We start from the raw sequence: 15,757 nt of genomic DNA on the forward strand, positions 1-15,757 counted from the left end.
ATCCTTAGGGAGAAGCTCTTGATCGAAGCCCCGGTAAACGGCGGCCGTAACTATAACGGTCCTAAGGTAGCGAAATTCCTTGTCGGGTAAGTTCCGACCTGCACGAATGGTGTAACCATGGCCACGCTGTCTCCACCCGAGACTCAGTGAAATTGAAATCGCAGTGAAGATGCTGTGTACCCGCGGCTAGACGGAAAGACCCCGTGAACCTTTACTACAGCTTGGCACTGAACATTGAACCTACATGTGTAGGATAGGTGGGAGACTTTGAAGATGAGACGCTAGTTTTGTTGGAGTCAACCTTGAAATACCACCCTTGTAGTTTTGATGTTCTAACGTTGGTCCCTGAATCGGGATTACGGACAGTGTCTGGTGGGTAGTTTGACTGGGGCGGTCTCCTCCTAAAGAGTAACGGAGGAGCACGAAGGTTGGCTAAGTACGGTCGGACATCGTACGGTTAGTGTAATGGTAGAAGCCAGCTTAACTGCGAGACAGACACGTCGAGCAGGTACGAAAGTAGGTCATAGTGATCCGGTGGTTCTGAATGGAAGGGCCATCGCTCAACGGATAAAAGGTACTCCGGGGATAACAGGCTGATACCGCCCAAGAGTTCATATCGACGGCGGTGTTTGGCACCTCGATGTCGGCTCATCACATCCTGGGGCTGAAGTCGGTCCCAAGGGTATGGCTGTTCGCCATTTAAAGTGGTACGCGAGCTGGGTTTAGAACGTCGTGAGACAGTTCGGTCCCTATCTGCCGTGGGCGTTTGAGAATTGAGAGGGGTTGCTCCTAGTACGAGAGGACCGGAGTGAACGAACCGCTGGTGTTCGGGTTGTCATGCCAATGGCATTGCCCGGTAGCTACGTTCGGAACTGATAAGCGCTGAAAGCATCTAAGCGCGAAGCAGGCCTCGAGATGATTTCTCACTAGACTTTTAAAGTCTCTGAAGGGCCGTTGAAGACTACAACGTTGATAGGCAAGATGTGGAAGCATGGTGACATGTTAAGCTAACTTGTACTAATTACCCGTGAGGCTTAACCATACAACGCCAAACGCGTTTTATGCGACAGTTTATACAGAAGTTAATATGACTAAAGTAGATAATTACTGAAAGACTTAAAAAATATTATTAGCTATTTCCAAATTTAGTTAGTTTGTAGCGATACGAATTAACGCCCAAATTTGCTTGGTGACAATAGCGTTTTGGACCCACCTGACTCCATGCCGAACTCAGTAGTGAAACGAAACAGCGCCGATGATAGTGTAGCATTTGTTATGCGAAAGTAGGACATTACCAGGCTTCAAATTGTAGAAAGCCCGGCTCATTGAGTCGGGCTTTTTTACGTCTGGAATAAAGCCAATACCCCAAGCCAATACCCCAAGCCAATACCCCAAGCCAATACCCCGTAGCGAACTCAGTAGTGAAACACAGCCGCTCTGGGCCAAGCCTCATGGAATGTCCATTATTATTTGTTCACAAGCCTTGCAGACATTCTATCCGCGGCTAAAGAGTGCTCCTAAGCTGCATTATATATTTTTGTGGAGGTGCTTTAACACCGAATGTATATAAAGTAATTTAACCCTCTTGAAAATAACTATTTAATCCTTGATGCTAGAGCTACTTTCTATTTTATTAAGCTAGATTATGTCTGAAAAAGAAAAGCCTTTAAAAATTGAACAGTTACTTTTCACTGCTGATCAAGTACGTACTTATGAAGCCGATGCGGCAAAAGAAAATGGATGTGACTTATTTATCTTAATGGAGCGTGCGGGGCAATCGATTTACAGACACTGGCAAAATTTTGATGCAGAAAACACTTTAGTACTAGTAGGCAATGGTAATAATGCGGGGGATGGCTATATTACCGCAAGGTTGATCAAAGAGGCCGGTTTCAAAGTTAATGTTTGTGCCGTCGAACCTAGTAAAGAGCTCAAGGGTGACGCTGCAAAAGCGCAGAGATTGTGGATTGATGCAGGTGGTGAGGTTATAGAATTCAGCGAAGAATATATTATCCAAGCAGATGTCATTGTAGATGCTTTACTTGGAACTGGCTTAAATGGCTCTGTGCGCGATAATTATGGCGCTATTATTCATAAAGTGAATCACTGCACTAAACCTGTATTAAGTATTGATATACCTTCAGGTGTCGATGCGGATACTGGTGTGCCTCTAGGTGACGCTATACAAGCTACAAAAACTATTACATTTGTTGGTATCAAACAAGGTTTAGTTACGGGTATTGGTAAGCACTATAGTGGACAATTGCTACTTGATGATCTCGGTATTTCTAAGGCTTTCATAGCATTGGTGAGTCCGGCTGCTGAGCTAATTAATCTTCATAGCTTCGGTAACTTAAAAGCTCGCAAGATTAATAGTCATAAAGGGACACATGGAAAACTACTTTGTGTTGGTGGCAATCAGGGTACTGCTGGCGCCATTAGGCTAACTAGCGAAGCCGCTCTCAGGACGGGGGCCGGTATGGTTAGAGTTTACACCCATAGCGGCTCTATTGTTCCCATTAGTATGGGACGACCTGAAATTATGGTCAGTAGTGAAAACTTAAGCTCAGCACTTGAATGGGCAAGCAGTGTCGTTATAGGGCCTGGACTTGGTCAAGATAAGTGGGCTGAACAAACCTTTATTAAAGTAATCAACTATTGTTTAGCACATAAAAAGCCACTAGTGATTGATGCTGACGGGCTTAATTTACTAGCAAAAAATGCCTCTGTTTATCGTCTTAATAATTGCATTATTACTCCACATTCAGGCGAAGCTGCGCGGCTTATGAGCCGTGATGCTATGGCTATTGAGGCAAACCGCTATTATTACGCCCACGAGTGTGCAAAAAGCTATACTGCTACCTGTGTATTAAAAGGCGCGGGGACGATAATTGATAATACTCAGAAAGCGTGGGTGTGTGAAAATGGTAACCCCGCACTTGCTGTTGGTGGTAGTGGAGATGTATTAACGGGTATAATTGGCGCATTACTGGCACAAGGTTTAAGCTTGGCTGATGCCGCAGGTTTCGGTGTGGTGCTCCATGCAAAAGCGGGTGATATTGCCGCAGAGCGAGATGGTGAGCGGGGCATGTTACCTAGCGATCTATTCACGATCGTAAGAGAGCTAATAAACAAAAATAGTTAGTCTTTATCATAGTTAACCTGCGCGTAGTTGCAATAAATCCAATTTATTGCCATACAGATCCGACGGAACCGTGCTTTTCTTCAAGAGGTTGCTTATTGAAGGTAACGTCATTTTTGCGCATTGTTTCATAGTCACGCCAAAGTTATTCGTGTGTAGAAATAAAAATACTCTGCCACCAGTTTACTTCCCTAAGGACTCTAATTGCTCAGGAGTATTTGCTTTTGCGAGTAATAAGTTTTGCGATTATAGTTTGAGGGCGATAATAAAACCAAGCGCTTGCCATTAACTTTATTAGTATCTTCAATTAAGTCAAAACCCAGCTTAGTCTGGGTTTTCAATACTACTAAATACTATCGATGTAGCTCACCAGTTCTTTCTGGTTGGTAGATTATTTCTTTTATTTTTACTTTTATCATACCGCCGTTTGGTTTTGGCCACTCAATTTCATCACCTTGAGATAAGCCAAGTAATGCACTACCTACCGGGGCTAAAATTGATATTTTATCGCCACTATCATCAACATTTTTGGGATACACTAGCGTTAAAGTGAATTCCTCCTGTGTTGATTCAACAATAAAGTTGACGGCTGAGTTCATAGTCACCACAGTCGGGGGGATGTCTTTTGGCTCGACTATCGTTGCGCGACCAAGTTCGGCCTCAAGTGCTTTTTCGCCAGCGAAGCTACCTGTGGGTAATGATTCCATTAATTCATACACTCTATCAGCATCGAGTGTTGAGATGATTAATTCAGGCTTTTTATTCAATTCAATATCCTTAATAATATTGTTTAGGTAATACTTACTCTAAGTATAGTTTGATACCTGTTTAATGGTATTGAAATACATATTAAAGTAACTTGATTACCTAGCTTTAATTAGCACATGTTTATTTCTTTAGCCCTATAGCTAAAAACCCAGCCTAAGCTGGGTTTTTATTTGAGCTAAATGTTTAGGAGGATGATTACATCATGCCGCCCATTCCACCCATTCCGCCCATACCACCCATATCAGGGGCGCCAGCTTCATCATCTTTAGGAAGTTCAGCGACCATGGCTTCAGTGGTAATCATAAGACCCGCAATAGAGCCTGCAAACTGCAGTGCAGAGCGCGTTACTTTTGTTGGATCTAAGATACCCATTTCAATCATATCGTTGTATTCGCCAGTGGCTGCGTTGTAACCGTAGTTACCGCTGCCTTCTTTAACTTTACTAATAACAACAGATGCTTCGTCGCCAGCGTTAGTTACGATTTGACGAAATGGTGATTCCATCGCGCGAAGAGCCACTTTAATACCATGGCTTTGATCTTCGTTGTCGCCCGTTAATGTTGCAAGCTTGCTTGCAGCACGCACTAGTGCAACACCACCACCGGGTACTACGCCTTCTTCAACTGCGGCGCGAGTTGCGTGTAGAGCATCTTCAACACGGTCTTTTTTCTCTTTCATTTCGATTTCAGTCGCTGCGCCAACTTTGATTACTGCAACACCGCCGGCAAGCTTTGCCATACGCTCTTGTAGTTTTTCTTTATCGTAGTCTGACGTTGCTTCTTCGATTTGTGCTTTAATTTGTGAAACGCGACCAGTAATGCCGTCTTCTTCACCAACACCATCGATAATTGTGGTGTCATCTTTAGTAATAACAACGCGTTTTGCTGTACCTAAGTCTTCGATTGTGGCTTTTTCAAGCTCAAGACCAATTTCTTCAGAGATAACTGTAGCACCGGTTAATACTGCGATATCTTGTAGCATTGCTTTACGGCGATCACCAAAGCCTGGAGCCTTAACAGCTGATACTTTAACGATACCGCGCATGTTATTTACTACTAATGTAGCTAATGCTTCGCCTTCAAGGTCTTCAGCAATAATAAGTAGTGGCTTACTTGCTTTTGCGACAGCTTCTAACGTAGGAAGTAACTCACGAATGTTAGATACTTTTTTGTCTATTAGTAAAATGAATGGGTTATCTAGTTCAACGACACCCTTTTCGGCGTTGTTGATGAAATACGGTGATAAGTAACCACGGTCGAACTGCATACCTTCTACAACGTCTAATTCGTTTTGTAGAGATTGACCTTCCTCAACTGTGATAACACCTGAATTACGGCCTACTTTTTCCATTGCTTCTGCGATGATGTCGCCAATTTCTTTATCAGAGTTAGCTGAAATAGTTCCCACTTGAGCAATCGCTTTGTTATCAGCACATGTAACTGATAACGTTTTAAGTTCTTCAACTGCGGCGATAACTGCTTTATCGATACCACGTTTAAGATCCATTGGGTTCATACCTGCAGCAACCGCTTTTAAGCCTTCGTTTACGATAGACTGTGCTAAAACAGTCGCGGTAGTTGTACCGTCACCTGCTGCATCATTTGCTTTAGAGGCAACCTCTTTAACCATTTGTGCGCCCATGTTTTCAAACTTGTCTTCAAGCTCGATTTCTTTAGCTACTGATACACCATCTTTAGTGATAACTGGCGCGCCAAATGATTTGTCTAATATTACGTTACGACCTTTAGGGCCAAGTGTTACACGAACTGCGTTTGCTAAGATATTTACGCCTGATAGCATTTTGCTACGAGCGTCACTTGCAAAAAGTACTTCTTTTGCTGCCATGATTAGTTTCCTTTAAATTCTAAAATGTTTGATAAACGAAAAGTAGGTTTAGCCTACAATGCCTAAAATGTTGTCTTCACGCATGATCAGGTACTCTTGACCTTCGATCTTTTCTGCTTTTTCAACATAAGAGCCGAATAACACAGTGTCATCGACTTTTACTTCTAATGCTCTTACTTCACCGTTTTCTAAGATACGGCCATTACCAACAGCAACAACTTTACCGCGGGTTGACTTTTCAGCCGCAGAGCCAGTTAATACAATACCGCCAGCAGATTTAGTTTCTTCTTCTAGGCGCTCAACGATCACACGATCATGTAAAGGGCGAATGTTCATTTATTTAGTTCTCCTAACAGTTTCTGCTTTTGCAGAAATAAGCTTCTTTGGTTGCATTCAATAATGGGGGTCGGTGGCAAAAATCCAAGTCAAAAAGTTAAATAAATTTAATCTTTTCGTTCGTATTCGCCATCAATCGTATTTGGTTGTTCAACATGGTGTTGTTGTGACTGCTTTGGTTGCTCATATGTGTCGCCGGTATTGTGCATCTGCGCATTCATTTTTACAGTTGCTTGGCTAGCAAGCCCTGCTGCAAGTTTGTTACGAATGGCTGGCGTTAATAGTAAAAAACCAAATACATCGGTCATAATGCCTGGAGTCATTAATAGCACCCCTGCGATGATCACGCATAAGCCCGTGAATAGTTCTTGGGCTGGCATTTGCCCTTGTGCCATTTGGGTTTGTACATTATGTAAGGCGCCCATACCTTGTTTTCGCACTAATCTAGTGCCAGCAATCGCTGTAATGATCACTAAAGCGATGGTTGCAAAACCACCAATAACCTCAGCAACTTGAATTAGTAGTGCTATTTCAACAATTGGCACTAGGATGAATAACAAAAATAAAAATCTAAACATAAGGCTCTCTAAAAAGTAATGGCTCCACTGGAGTCGTGAAATAATAATGGGGGTTAGCTGGTCTTATTTCAAGGTGGTGCAGTTTTTGTATCAGTACACTTTGCTGATGCTATCAGTTACTATGTATCTTGACTCCAGCAAACAAGTAAAGGTTCATTATGACAACGCATTTTCGACTTATTTTTACGACCTGCAAAGATGAACACGAAGCACGCTATTTAGCTGAGCAACTTATTAAACGTAAATTAGCGGCTTGTGTGAGTATTTTGCCGAGTACTCAATCTGTCTATATGTGGGAAGGTGAAATAACCTGCACCACAGAGAGTAAGTTACTGATCAAAACCAAATCTGAAAAAATGAACGATGTGATCCAAACTATTAAAACGTTACATAGTTATGAGGTTCCGGAAATTCAGGTGGTTGATGTGGCAACGGGCAATTTAGCCTATTTTAATTGGATGGATGAGGTACTTAATTAATGCGGTATGTTTTTTTATTAATTTGCGCGTTGTGGATGCAAAGTGCAAGTGCAGTTAATAACAACGTGTTTAGTGACTTATTAGAACCCAAACAAGAAACTTTTTTACAGGTTGACCAAGCGTTTGTTTTTGATTTTGATCAGCAAGGCAATAAGTTATTGATCGATTGGGACATAACTCCCGGTTACTACCTATATAAGAAAAAAATAGAAATCATTGCCAAAAGTGCAGAAGTCACGGTACCAGATCTTGGTAAAGGCGAAATTATTGAAGATGAATTCTTTGGCAAAACCGAAGTATTCTTTGATTCATTAAGCATTGTAAGCCAGCTTAATAATGTAACAGAAGGCGCAGTAGTTAAAGTGCGCTACCAAGGCTGCGCCGAAGCGGGACTTTGTTATCCGCCAGAAGTAATTACGATTCCTTTGTCTGTTGTGGCAGAAGGTACTGCTGCGACTAATTCAAATAGCCCTGCTAATTACACCGATAGTAATACAGCTAATACAACAGGTAACGCCTCAGCAAGCAATGCTGTGGCTGCTTTATCTGCGGATGATACTAATGGTGAAGGTACTAAAAGCGATTCAAAAACAACGAACTCTAGCAGTGTTGATCAGTCATACACCGATAAATTGGCTTCTCAAGGATTATTAACTAATTTAGTTATCTTCTTTTTAATAGGGATTGGTCTTGCTTTTACGCCTTGCGTTTTCCCAATGTTCCCTATTTTATCAAGTTTGATTGCTGGTCAGAAGAACCTATCAACTAAAAAAGCATTCGCGCTGTCGTTTGTTTATATTCAAGGTATGGCAGTTACTTATGCGTTACTGGGCTTGGTTGTCGCATCTTTAGGCGGTCAAGTGCAGGGTTACTTACAGCATCCATATGTATTGATAAGCTTTAGTATTTTATTTGTATTGTTAGCTATGTCGATGTTTGGTTGGTATGAAATAAAGCTACCTAGCGGCATGATGAGCAAGCTGACTCAAGTCAGCAATAACCAAAAAGGCGGCAATTATTTTGGCGTGTTTATGATGGGGGTATTGTCAGGCTTAATTGCTTCGCCTTGTACAACTGCACCGCTATCAGCTGCTTTATTATATGTGGCGCAAAGTGGTGATTACTTGGTCGGTGGGTTAACGTTATACGTACTTAGCTTAGGGATGGGCTTACCATTATTGCTATTAGGCACATCGGGCGGCAAGCTACTGCCTAAAGCTGGCGGTTGGATGGAGCAAGTAAAAACGCTATTTGGCTTTATTATGTTAGTGGTGCCATTAATACTGCTTGAACGGATCGTTGATATTGAGCTTATTTGGTTAATGGCTGGGTTATTAGCATTGGCAACCGCGTTGTATTTACATCACTGGCAAAGTGCACAAAGCCAAAGTAAGCTAAAAACAGGGTTATGGTTTGCAGCTACTTTACTCGTAATAACGGGTGTAAGCTTAACTAAAAACTACTATTGGCCAAGTTCGGTTGTTACAAATGAACAATCTACTAGTGAGCAAACCTTTAAACAGGTTGCTAACTTAGCAGAACTTAAACAAGCTATTAGTGATGCAAGCGCTAATGACCGTTTAGTTATGGTTGATTTATACGCTGACTGGTGTGTGGCGTGTAAAGAGTTTGAACATTACACATTTCCAGATGCCAAAGTACAAAGTGAATTTAGTCACTTTGAACTTATTCAAGTAGATTTAACCGAGAGCGATGATAAAACCATTGAGCTAATGGAAGAATATACGGTGTTTGGTTTACCGAGTATCTTGTTTTTTGACACTCAAGGTAAAGAATTATCTGCTCAAAGAGTAACCGGCTTTTTAAATGCACAAGACTTTGCTAACCATTTAGCCTCGGTGCGAGACAGCGCTAAATAAGACTTTGCGCTTTTTTTTGAAACGCCACTGACTTCAGTGGCGTTTTTGTTTATTGTTCCTACTATAGTGATTAGACCAGTATTTTGCTGTTATTTACATCGAACTGGCTATAATAGGTGGTTAACGTGAGAAATAGTTGCTATTTTAGATTTCCTCTTCAACTTTAAAGAGTGATTCTAGTCAAAATGGCTTAACTCATTACTTATAGGATATATCGCGGATTATGGCAGCAAGATTTAAACTTTTAGTTATAAATGGTCCAAACTTAAATATGCTTGGCAAGCGTGAGCCTGAAAAATATGGCAAACAAACTCTAAGCGAAATTATGGCTGAACTAACAGCGCATGCTGATGATCTAGATATTGAGCTAACGCATTATCAAAGTAATAGTGAGCAGGCCTTAATTGAGCGCATTCATAGCGCATGGCAGGCTATTGATTACATTATTATCAACCCAGCGGCATTTACGCATACCAGCGTGGCTTTACGTGATGCCTTACTGAGTGTTGATATCCCGTTTTATGAAGTGCATTTAACCAATGTGCATGCGCGGGAAGCGTTTCGTCATCATTCGTATTTTTCGGATGTCGCACAAGGCGTGATATGTGGATTAGGCGCAATGGGTTATCGCGCAGCGTTCGACGCTGCGGTTAAGCGGTTGCAATACTCGAATTAATTTTTAAACTAACAAATAAACAGGCGGGCCGTTCATGGATATTCGCAAGATCAAAAAACTTATCGAACTAGTAGAAGAGTCAGGTATTGCTGAGCTAGAGATCACAGAAGGTGAAGAATCAGTACGTATTAACCGTAATAACATGAGTGCAGGTCCTGCTTATGCTCCACAATATGCACCGCAGTACGCACCAACACCATCTCCTGCAGCACCAGCCGCGGCTCCAGCGACTGTTGAATCTGCAGAGCCTGCAGCACCAGCAGGGCATCAAGTTAAATCACCAATGGTAGGTTCTTTTTATGCAGCTGCCTCTCCAGAAGCGCCTTCATATGTTGAAGTCGGTTCACAAGTTAAAGTGGGCGACACGCTTTGTATTATCGAGGCGATGAAAATGATGAACCAAATTGAGTCAGACAAAGCCGGTACTGTAAAAGCAATCTTAGTTGAAAATGGCGAACCAGTAGAATTTGATCAACCTTTATTCATCATTGAATAATAGTGCAACCTAAGAGGCCAACTCTCATGTTAGATAAAGTAGTCATTGCAAACCGAGGTGAAATTGCACTTCGTATATTGCGCGCCTGCAAAGAGCTTGGGATCAAAACGGTTGCTGTACATTCAACGGCAGATCGCGATCTTAAACACGTATTACTTGCAGATGAAACGATTTGTATTGGTAAACCAGCGGCAACAGAAAGTTATTTGGATATTCCACGTATCATTGCAGCAGCTGAAGTTACTGATGCAGTAGCGATTCACCCCGGTTATGGTTTTCTTGCAGAAAATGCTGACTTTGCTGACCAAGTTGAGCAAAGTGGCTTTGTATTTATCGGCCCTACCGGCGACACTATTCGTTTAATGGGCGATAAAGTATCGGCAATTAATGCGATGCGTAAAGCGGGTGTTCCATGCGTACCAGGCTCTGATGGCCCTGTATCAGATGACAAAGAGCGCAATATGCAAATTGCTAAGCGCATCGGTTATCCGGTTATCATCAAAGCTGCCGGTGGCGGTGGTGGTCGTGGTATGCGTGTGGTACGTAGCGAAGCAGACCTTATTGACTCAATTGCACTTACTCAGCAAGAAGCTAAACAGTTCTTCGGTAATAGCGTGGTTTACATGGAAAAGTTCCTTGAAAACCCGCGTCATATTGAAGTTCAAGTATTAGCTGATGGTCAAGGTAATGCTGTTCATTTAGGTGAGCGCGATTGTTCTATGCAACGCCGCCATCAAAAAGTGGTTGAAGAAGCGCCTGCACCAGGTATTACCGCAGAAGTGCGTAAGTTTATTGGTGAACGTTGTACGCGTGCATGTATCGAAATTGGTTATCGCGGTGCGGGTACTTTTGAGTTCTTGTACGAAAACGGTGAGTTCTACTTCATTGAAATGAACACGCGTATTCAGGTTGAGCACCCAGTAACAGAAATGGTAAGTGGCGTTGATTTAATCAAAGAGCAGTTAAAAATTGCTGCGGGTCAGCCGTTATCATTTACCCAAGACGATGTCGTTATTCGTGGTCATGCCATTGAATGTCGTATCAATGCGGAAGATCCTGAAACGTTTATCCCTTCACCGGGTAAAATAACTCGTTTTCATCCAGCCGGTGGTTTAGGTATTCGTTGGGACAGCCATATTTATGCTGACTACAGTGTTCCACCGCATTACGACTCAATGATTGGCAAGTTAATTACTTACGGTGAAAACCGTGATGTGGCTATTGCTCGAGCGCGTAACGCTTTAAATGAGTTAGTGATCGACGGTATTAAAACAAATACCCCGTTACATAAACGAATTTTAGCTGACGAGAACTTCCAGAGCGGTGGCACCAACATTCATTACCTAGAGAAAAAGCTAGGTTTATAAAGGTTGTAGAGCAGGTTGACCTTTCAGGGTTGAAGTTTGCTTAACCAAAGGACCTAGAATCGCTTCAAATGCCGGCTACTGAGCCGGCATTTTTGTTTGCCCAGCGAAGCTGGCAAACCCGATAGGCTGAAAGATGCCTTATCACCCTGACTAAGGGGAAGATAATCTGAATGGCAAGGGCGTCACTGGCCAACGGTGGGGTCTGAAGGAAGCCATAAGAAGTTAGAGGTACACAACTAACCGTAACCTGTTTCGGCAGTATTGGTGGGTCAGCGTGCAAAATAGCGCAACGCCCTATACTTAGTCAGACCAATACTGTGCTTGAGGGTGGGATTTCTAACAGGGAGCCAGTGCAGTAACTGGGGAAGCCTGGCATCTAAACTTAATGAGAGTAAGTGGCCTAAATTCAAGGTGAAAGCCAAGATTTAGTGTCGGTGTGAGGTGGCAGATGAACCCGTAGTAGTGAGTAAGGCTAGGCCGATGAAAGCCAGTAATGGTGTGGAGGGGAAAACCAAGCCGACCATCAACATTATGTTTGATGGGGTCAACTTTAGCCAAAAGCTTTAATTGATTGCGAAGGGGGGAAGTATTCTTTAAGCGTATGAAAGACGGGAACTTTTGTTTATCGGCTCACAAGTATTTCGACGGAAATAGCCAAAATATGACGGCCAAACAGGAATGTAGACGCTGAGAATTGAAGGGCGAGCAATGGAGTAATGACTGACCACTTAGGCAGATTGCCAAAAAAGGCTAGCACACCTAATGTCATCATGAAGAATCAGCGATAAGTAGAGTGACACGAGCAGACATACCGCAAGCAAAGGCAGAAAATGACAGTTTACTACAGCTTGTACGGACAATTATTAGACATTAATAACCTGTACAAGGGATTCAAAAAAGTGAAAGCAGCTAAAGGAGCGGCCGGAATAGATAGGCAGACCGTAGGCGCATTCGCCCTGAATTTAGAAGCAAACTTAAAACAACTGCAACTTGAGCTGCAAACCAAGCAATATAGGGCACAACCTGTCAAACGGGTGGAAATACCCAAAGATGATGGCGGTGTCAGAATGCTAGGTATCCCCGCAGTTCGAGACCGAATAGTGCAACAAACACTATTGAACATACTCCAACCGATATTCGACATCGACTTTCACCCATCGAGTTATGGGTATAGGCCGAAACGAAGCTGTCATGACGCTATCAGTAAAGCAAGTGTATTTATCCGTAAATACCATCGCGACTGGGTCGTAGACATGGATTTGTCGAAGTGTTTTGACCTGCTTGATCATGCTTTGATAATTAGGAGTGTTAGACGCAAAGTGACGGACGGTAGTATTTTAAAACTGATTAATCAGTTCTTAAAAAGCGGAGTAATGATAGGTGAACACTGGGAGGCTAGTACGATAGGAAGCCCACAAGGTGGCGTAATTAGCCCGTTATTGGCCAATATCTACCTAGATGCTTTCGATCAAGAAATGAAAAAGCGTAATCACCGAATAGTGAGGTATGCAGATGATATCTTGATTTTGTGCAGCACAGAAAAAGCAGCGCAAGAAGCACTTAAGGCATCCACCCAGATACTAGAGCGAGACTTGAAATTAACCGTGAACCAAAATAAAACCCATATTGCTCATAGCAGCAAAGGAGTGAAGTTTTTGGGAGTAGAGATAGGTAGCCAGTGGACACGGATACAAGCATCAAAACTCATCGGGTTTAAACAAAAAGTGAAGCAATTAACAAAACGTAACGGCGGCATAAATTTAGCAGAAGTAATAAAACGGCTAAATCCAGTTGTGCGCGGTTTTGTAAATTATTTTAGTATAGCCAATTGTAAACGAGAGCTAAAAGCCTTGGCAGGTTGGATCAGACGAAGACTAAGGGCAATACAGCTGAGGTTGTGGAAGAAGCCATCAAGGCTACATCGACGACTAAAGCAGTTAGGAAAAAAGCCACCGTTTAAGTTCATTAAGATGAACTCGTGGCGTAACTCACTAAGCCCTTTATCTTGTGTATCGATGCCAAACCAATGGTTTGAGGAGCTTGGTTTATATCCAATAGAAAAAGTGAATACGGGATGGCTTGCTTTATCGGCGTTTAGGAAATAAGTTGATAAAATGTGAAGGGTACAGGAGCCGTATACGAGGTCCGTACGTACGGTTCTGTGAGAGGGATGAGGCATAAGCCTCACCCTACTCGATGTCTTTGAAATACCTGCTATCGCCATGTGAAAATAATCTGGTATGATTAGAGGCTGTTGACCTTTAGAGGTTACTTTTGCTGTAGTGTGTTTGGGTTTTAGGCAAAACAGAGCACATGTAGTATGAACTAATTGTTTTATTGAGGTAGAAATGACGCATAGCGTTACTTTTCAACTAGCTGATGAAGCTGAAACCGTGGCAATGGGGTGTCAACTTGCTGAACTAATCGACAGTGGTGCGGTAATTTATTTACATGGTGACTTAGGTGCCGGTAAAACAACGTTAACCCGAGGAATAGTGCAAGGGTTTGGGCATAAAGGGAAGGTTAAGAGTCCAACTTATACATTAGTTGAGCCTTATGAATTGGCACGAGCAAATGTGTACCATTTTGATTTATATCGATTAGGTGACCCAGAAGAACTTGAATATATGGGCATTCGCGATTACTTTTCTAATCAAGCAGTTTGTGTGGTCGAGTGGCCAGAAAAAGGTGGCGAGTTTATTCCTACACCAGATTTAGATATCACTTTGACGTATGTAGGTGATTCCCGTGAAGTGCTTATTAATAGCCTAAGTGAACGCGGTACGATGATTGTTAAAAGATTATACAGTTAAAATAATAAAGGCAGAGATGGTGAATATGGCTCGAAGTAAGTACAAACTTTTGTCTTTTATATTGTTATTGGTACTAAGCCAGTGTGCAGTAGCGCAGAATAATATCAATAGTGTACGCATATGGCCGTCTCCAGACAGCACACGGGTGGTATTTGACCTGACTGAAAAGCCAGATTTTAGTTATTTTATGTTAAAAAAACCAGCTCGATTGGTTATTGATATAACAAAAACTAATAAAATTGATAACTTACCTAGTATTCCTAGTAAACACCAAATATTAAGTAAAATACGTTATTCAAAACCTAAGAGTAGCAACAGTGTTCGCTTTGTATTTGAGCTATTAGGCGCAACCAAACCGGTCGTTTTTGCACTTGCACCAGCGGGGCCTTATAAACATCGTTTAGTGGTTGATTTATATGATAAGAGCATACCTAAAGACCCCGTTGAACCCAGCCAGGCACATATACAAAAGCGTGAAATAAGCCAAGAGCGCGATATTGTAATTGCTATAGATGCGGGCCACGGCGGTGAAGATCCAGGTTCAATTGGTCCCTCGGGCACCTATGAAAAAACCATTACTCTACAAATTGCAAAACGTCTTGAGCGGATGATCGATGCAGAGCGTGGTATGATTTCAAGAATGATCAGACGTACTGATTACTTTGTTAACCTGAATGCGCGAACAAGTCGTGCGAGAGAGAAAAAAGCAGATTTTTTTGTATCAATTCATGCTGATGCGTTTACAAGTCCTGAACCTAATGGGGCGTCAGTTTGGGTGTTATCGTTGCGTCGTGCTAATTCAGAAATAGGTAAATGGCTAGAAGATAAAGAAAAACACTCTGAACTACTAGGCGGGGCCGCAGGTGTTATTAAAGATACCGCTAATGAGAAGTATTTGGCTCAAGCGTTGTTAGATATGTCGATGGATCACTCCATGAAAACCGGCTTTAATGTTGCTGATAAAATGGTAAGTGAGCTTAAAAAAGTGGTTAGACTACATAAAAAAGTACCACAAGCGGCGAGCTTTGCAGTGTTAAAATCACCTGACATTCCATCAATCTTGGTTGAAACGGGGTTCATCTCAAATCCTCGTGAAGAGCGCTTACTAAAAACAGCGAATTACCAAGAAAGCTTAGCAAAAGCTATGTTTACCTCGATTAAAAGCTACTATTTACAGAACCCACCAGATGATTCATTATTTGCTAAATTAAAGTCAAAGTACCCTACAAAGCACAAAGTGCGTCCAGGTGAGTCACTTAGCTTATTGGCGAGTCGCTATGGGGTGTCTGTTAATCAGCTTAAAAAAATCAATAAATTAAGGTCAAATACCTTATTTATCGGCCAAGAGCTCGATATTCCACAAAGCTAAACTTTGCG

13 protein-coding genes and 2 rRNA genes (1 of these 15 running past the window's edge) are annotated in these 15,757 nt (G+C 42.1%); 11 read left to right on the plus strand and 4 right to left on the minus strand.

What is annotated here, in order from left to right; all coding sequences use genetic code 11:
* The 3 genes from ACT3S9_RS01240 to ACT3S9_RS01250 all read left to right on the plus strand — a co-directional run.
* A 23S ribosomal RNA gene (locus ACT3S9_RS01240) occupies positions 1-1,042 on the plus strand (it extends 1,845 nt beyond the left edge of the window).
* Positions 1,043-1,185: 143 nt separating this feature from the next.
* Positions 1,186-1,300: ribosomal RNA gene (gene rrf / locus ACT3S9_RS01245) — 5S ribosomal RNA — on the plus strand.
* Between the two features lie 345 nt (positions 1,301-1,645).
* Positions 1,646-3,145 (plus strand): NAD(P)H-hydrate dehydratase, encoded by a 1,500-nt coding sequence (locus tag ACT3S9_RS01250; RefSeq protein WP_444750662.1) that lies wholly within the window; start codon positions 1,646-1,648, stop codon positions 3,143-3,145.
* A 350-nt stretch (positions 3,146-3,495) separates the two neighbouring features.
* On the opposite strand, the gene rnk is transcribed toward ACT3S9_RS01250, so the two are convergent.
* The 4 genes from rnk to ACT3S9_RS01270 form a co-directional block, all read right to left on the minus strand.
* Positions 3,496-3,909: a nucleoside diphosphate kinase regulator gene (gene rnk, locus ACT3S9_RS01255; RefSeq protein ID WP_441834970.1), complete on the minus strand. Its 414-nt coding sequence runs from the start codon at positions 3,907-3,909 to the stop codon at positions 3,496-3,498.
* A gap of 196 nt (positions 3,910-4,105) precedes the next feature.
* Positions 4,106-5,755 (minus strand): chaperonin GroEL, encoded by a 1,650-nt coding sequence (gene groL, locus ACT3S9_RS01260; protein WP_441834971.1) that lies wholly within the window; start codon positions 5,753-5,755, stop codon positions 4,106-4,108.
* A gap of 48 nt (positions 5,756-5,803) precedes the next feature.
* Positions 5,804-6,091, minus strand: a complete 288-nt coding sequence (locus ACT3S9_RS01265) for a co-chaperone GroES (RefSeq protein ID WP_441834972.1) — start codon at positions 6,089-6,091, stop codon at positions 5,804-5,806.
* A 107-nt stretch (positions 6,092-6,198) separates the two neighbouring features.
* Positions 6,199-6,669: an FxsA family protein gene (locus ACT3S9_RS01270; RefSeq protein ID WP_441834973.1), complete on the minus strand. Its 471-nt coding sequence runs from the start codon at positions 6,667-6,669 to the stop codon at positions 6,199-6,201.
* A gap of 158 nt (positions 6,670-6,827) precedes the next feature.
* Here ACT3S9_RS01270 and cutA point away from each other — a divergent pair, with 158 nt between their 5' ends.
* The 8 genes from cutA (at position 6,828) to ACT3S9_RS01310 (ending at position 15,749) form a co-directional block, all read left to right on the plus strand.
* Entirely contained in the window at positions 6,828-7,148 is a 321-nt protein-coding gene (gene cutA / locus ACT3S9_RS01275; RefSeq protein ID WP_441834974.1) for a divalent-cation tolerance protein CutA, read from the plus strand.
* Entirely contained in the window at positions 7,148-9,028 is a 1,881-nt protein-coding gene (locus ACT3S9_RS01280) for a protein-disulfide reductase DsbD (protein WP_441834975.1), read from the plus strand. The genes cutA and ACT3S9_RS01280 overlap by 1 nt, the downstream gene beginning before the upstream one ends.
* Positions 9,029-9,251: 223 nt before the next feature.
* Positions 9,252-9,704, plus strand: coding sequence for a type II 3-dehydroquinate dehydratase (gene aroQ, locus ACT3S9_RS01285; protein WP_441834976.1), 453 nt, complete (start codon positions 9,252-9,254; stop codon positions 9,702-9,704).
* Positions 9,705-9,738: 34 nt separating this feature from the next.
* Entirely contained in the window at positions 9,739-10,200 is a 462-nt protein-coding gene (gene accB / locus ACT3S9_RS01290; protein ID WP_441834977.1) for an acetyl-CoA carboxylase biotin carboxyl carrier protein, read from the plus strand.
* Between the two features lie 26 nt (positions 10,201-10,226).
* Entirely contained in the window at positions 10,227-11,567 is a 1,341-nt protein-coding gene (gene accC, locus ACT3S9_RS01295) for an acetyl-CoA carboxylase biotin carboxylase subunit (RefSeq protein WP_441834978.1), read from the plus strand.
* An 830-nt stretch (positions 11,568-12,397) separates the two neighbouring features.
* A complete protein-coding gene (gene ltrA / locus ACT3S9_RS01300) occupies positions 12,398-13,672 on the plus strand; it encodes a group II intron reverse transcriptase/maturase (RefSeq protein ID WP_086960535.1) in 1,275 nt (424 codons plus the stop codon).
* 243 nt (positions 13,673-13,915) lie between these two features.
* On the plus strand, positions 13,916-14,380 hold the full coding sequence (gene tsaE, locus ACT3S9_RS01305) for a tRNA (adenosine(37)-N6)-threonylcarbamoyltransferase complex ATPase subunit type 1 TsaE (RefSeq protein ID WP_441993084.1): 465 nt from the start codon (positions 13,916-13,918) through the stop codon (positions 14,378-14,380).
* Between the two features lie 25 nt (positions 14,381-14,405).
* Entirely contained in the window at positions 14,406-15,749 is a 1,344-nt protein-coding gene (locus tag ACT3S9_RS01310; RefSeq protein WP_441834980.1) for an N-acetylmuramoyl-L-alanine amidase, read from the plus strand.
* Positions 15,750-15,757: the final 8 nt, after the last annotated feature.

This window comes from Pseudoalteromonas sp. AOP31-A2-14 (assembly GCF_052378035.1).
In the GTDB taxonomy this organism is placed as follows: Bacteria; Pseudomonadota; Gammaproteobacteria; order Enterobacterales; family Alteromonadaceae; genus Pseudoalteromonas.

Bases quoted from the DNA above. Each gene is read 5' to 3' on its own strand.
- ltrA (WP_086960535.1), top strand. From the start codon at position 12,398: ATGACAGTTTACTACAGCTTGTACGGACAATTATTAGACATTAATAAC.
- groL (WP_441834971.1), bottom strand. From the start codon at position 5,755: ATGGCAGCAAAAGAAGTACTTTTTGCAAGTGACGCTCGTAGCAAAATG.
- ACT3S9_RS01310 (WP_441834980.1), top strand. From the start codon at position 14,406: ATGGCTCGAAGTAAGTACAAACTTTTGTCTTTTATATTGTTATTGGTA.
- ACT3S9_RS01265 (WP_441834972.1), bottom strand. From the start codon at position 6,091: ATGAACATTCGCCCTTTACATGATCGTGTGATCGTTGAGCGCCTAGAA.
- ACT3S9_RS01250 (WP_444750662.1), top strand. From the start codon at position 1,646: ATGTCTGAAAAAGAAAAGCCTTTAAAAATTGAACAGTTACTTTTCACT.
- ACT3S9_RS01280 (WP_441834975.1), top strand. From the start codon at position 7,148: ATGCGGTATGTTTTTTTATTAATTTGCGCGTTGTGGATGCAAAGTGCA.
- tsaE (WP_441993084.1), top strand. From the start codon at position 13,916: ATGACGCATAGCGTTACTTTTCAACTAGCTGATGAAGCTGAAACCGTG.
- aroQ (WP_441834976.1), top strand. From the start codon at position 9,252: ATGGCAGCAAGATTTAAACTTTTAGTTATAAATGGTCCAAACTTAAAT.
- accB (WP_441834977.1), top strand. From the start codon at position 9,739: ATGGATATTCGCAAGATCAAAAAACTTATCGAACTAGTAGAAGAGTCA.
- accC (WP_441834978.1), top strand. From the start codon at position 10,227: ATGTTAGATAAAGTAGTCATTGCAAACCGAGGTGAAATTGCACTTCGT.
- ACT3S9_RS01270 (WP_441834973.1), bottom strand. From the start codon at position 6,669: ATGTTTAGATTTTTATTTTTGTTATTCATCCTAGTGCCAATTGTTGAA.
- cutA (WP_441834974.1), top strand. From the start codon at position 6,828: ATGACAACGCATTTTCGACTTATTTTTACGACCTGCAAAGATGAACAC.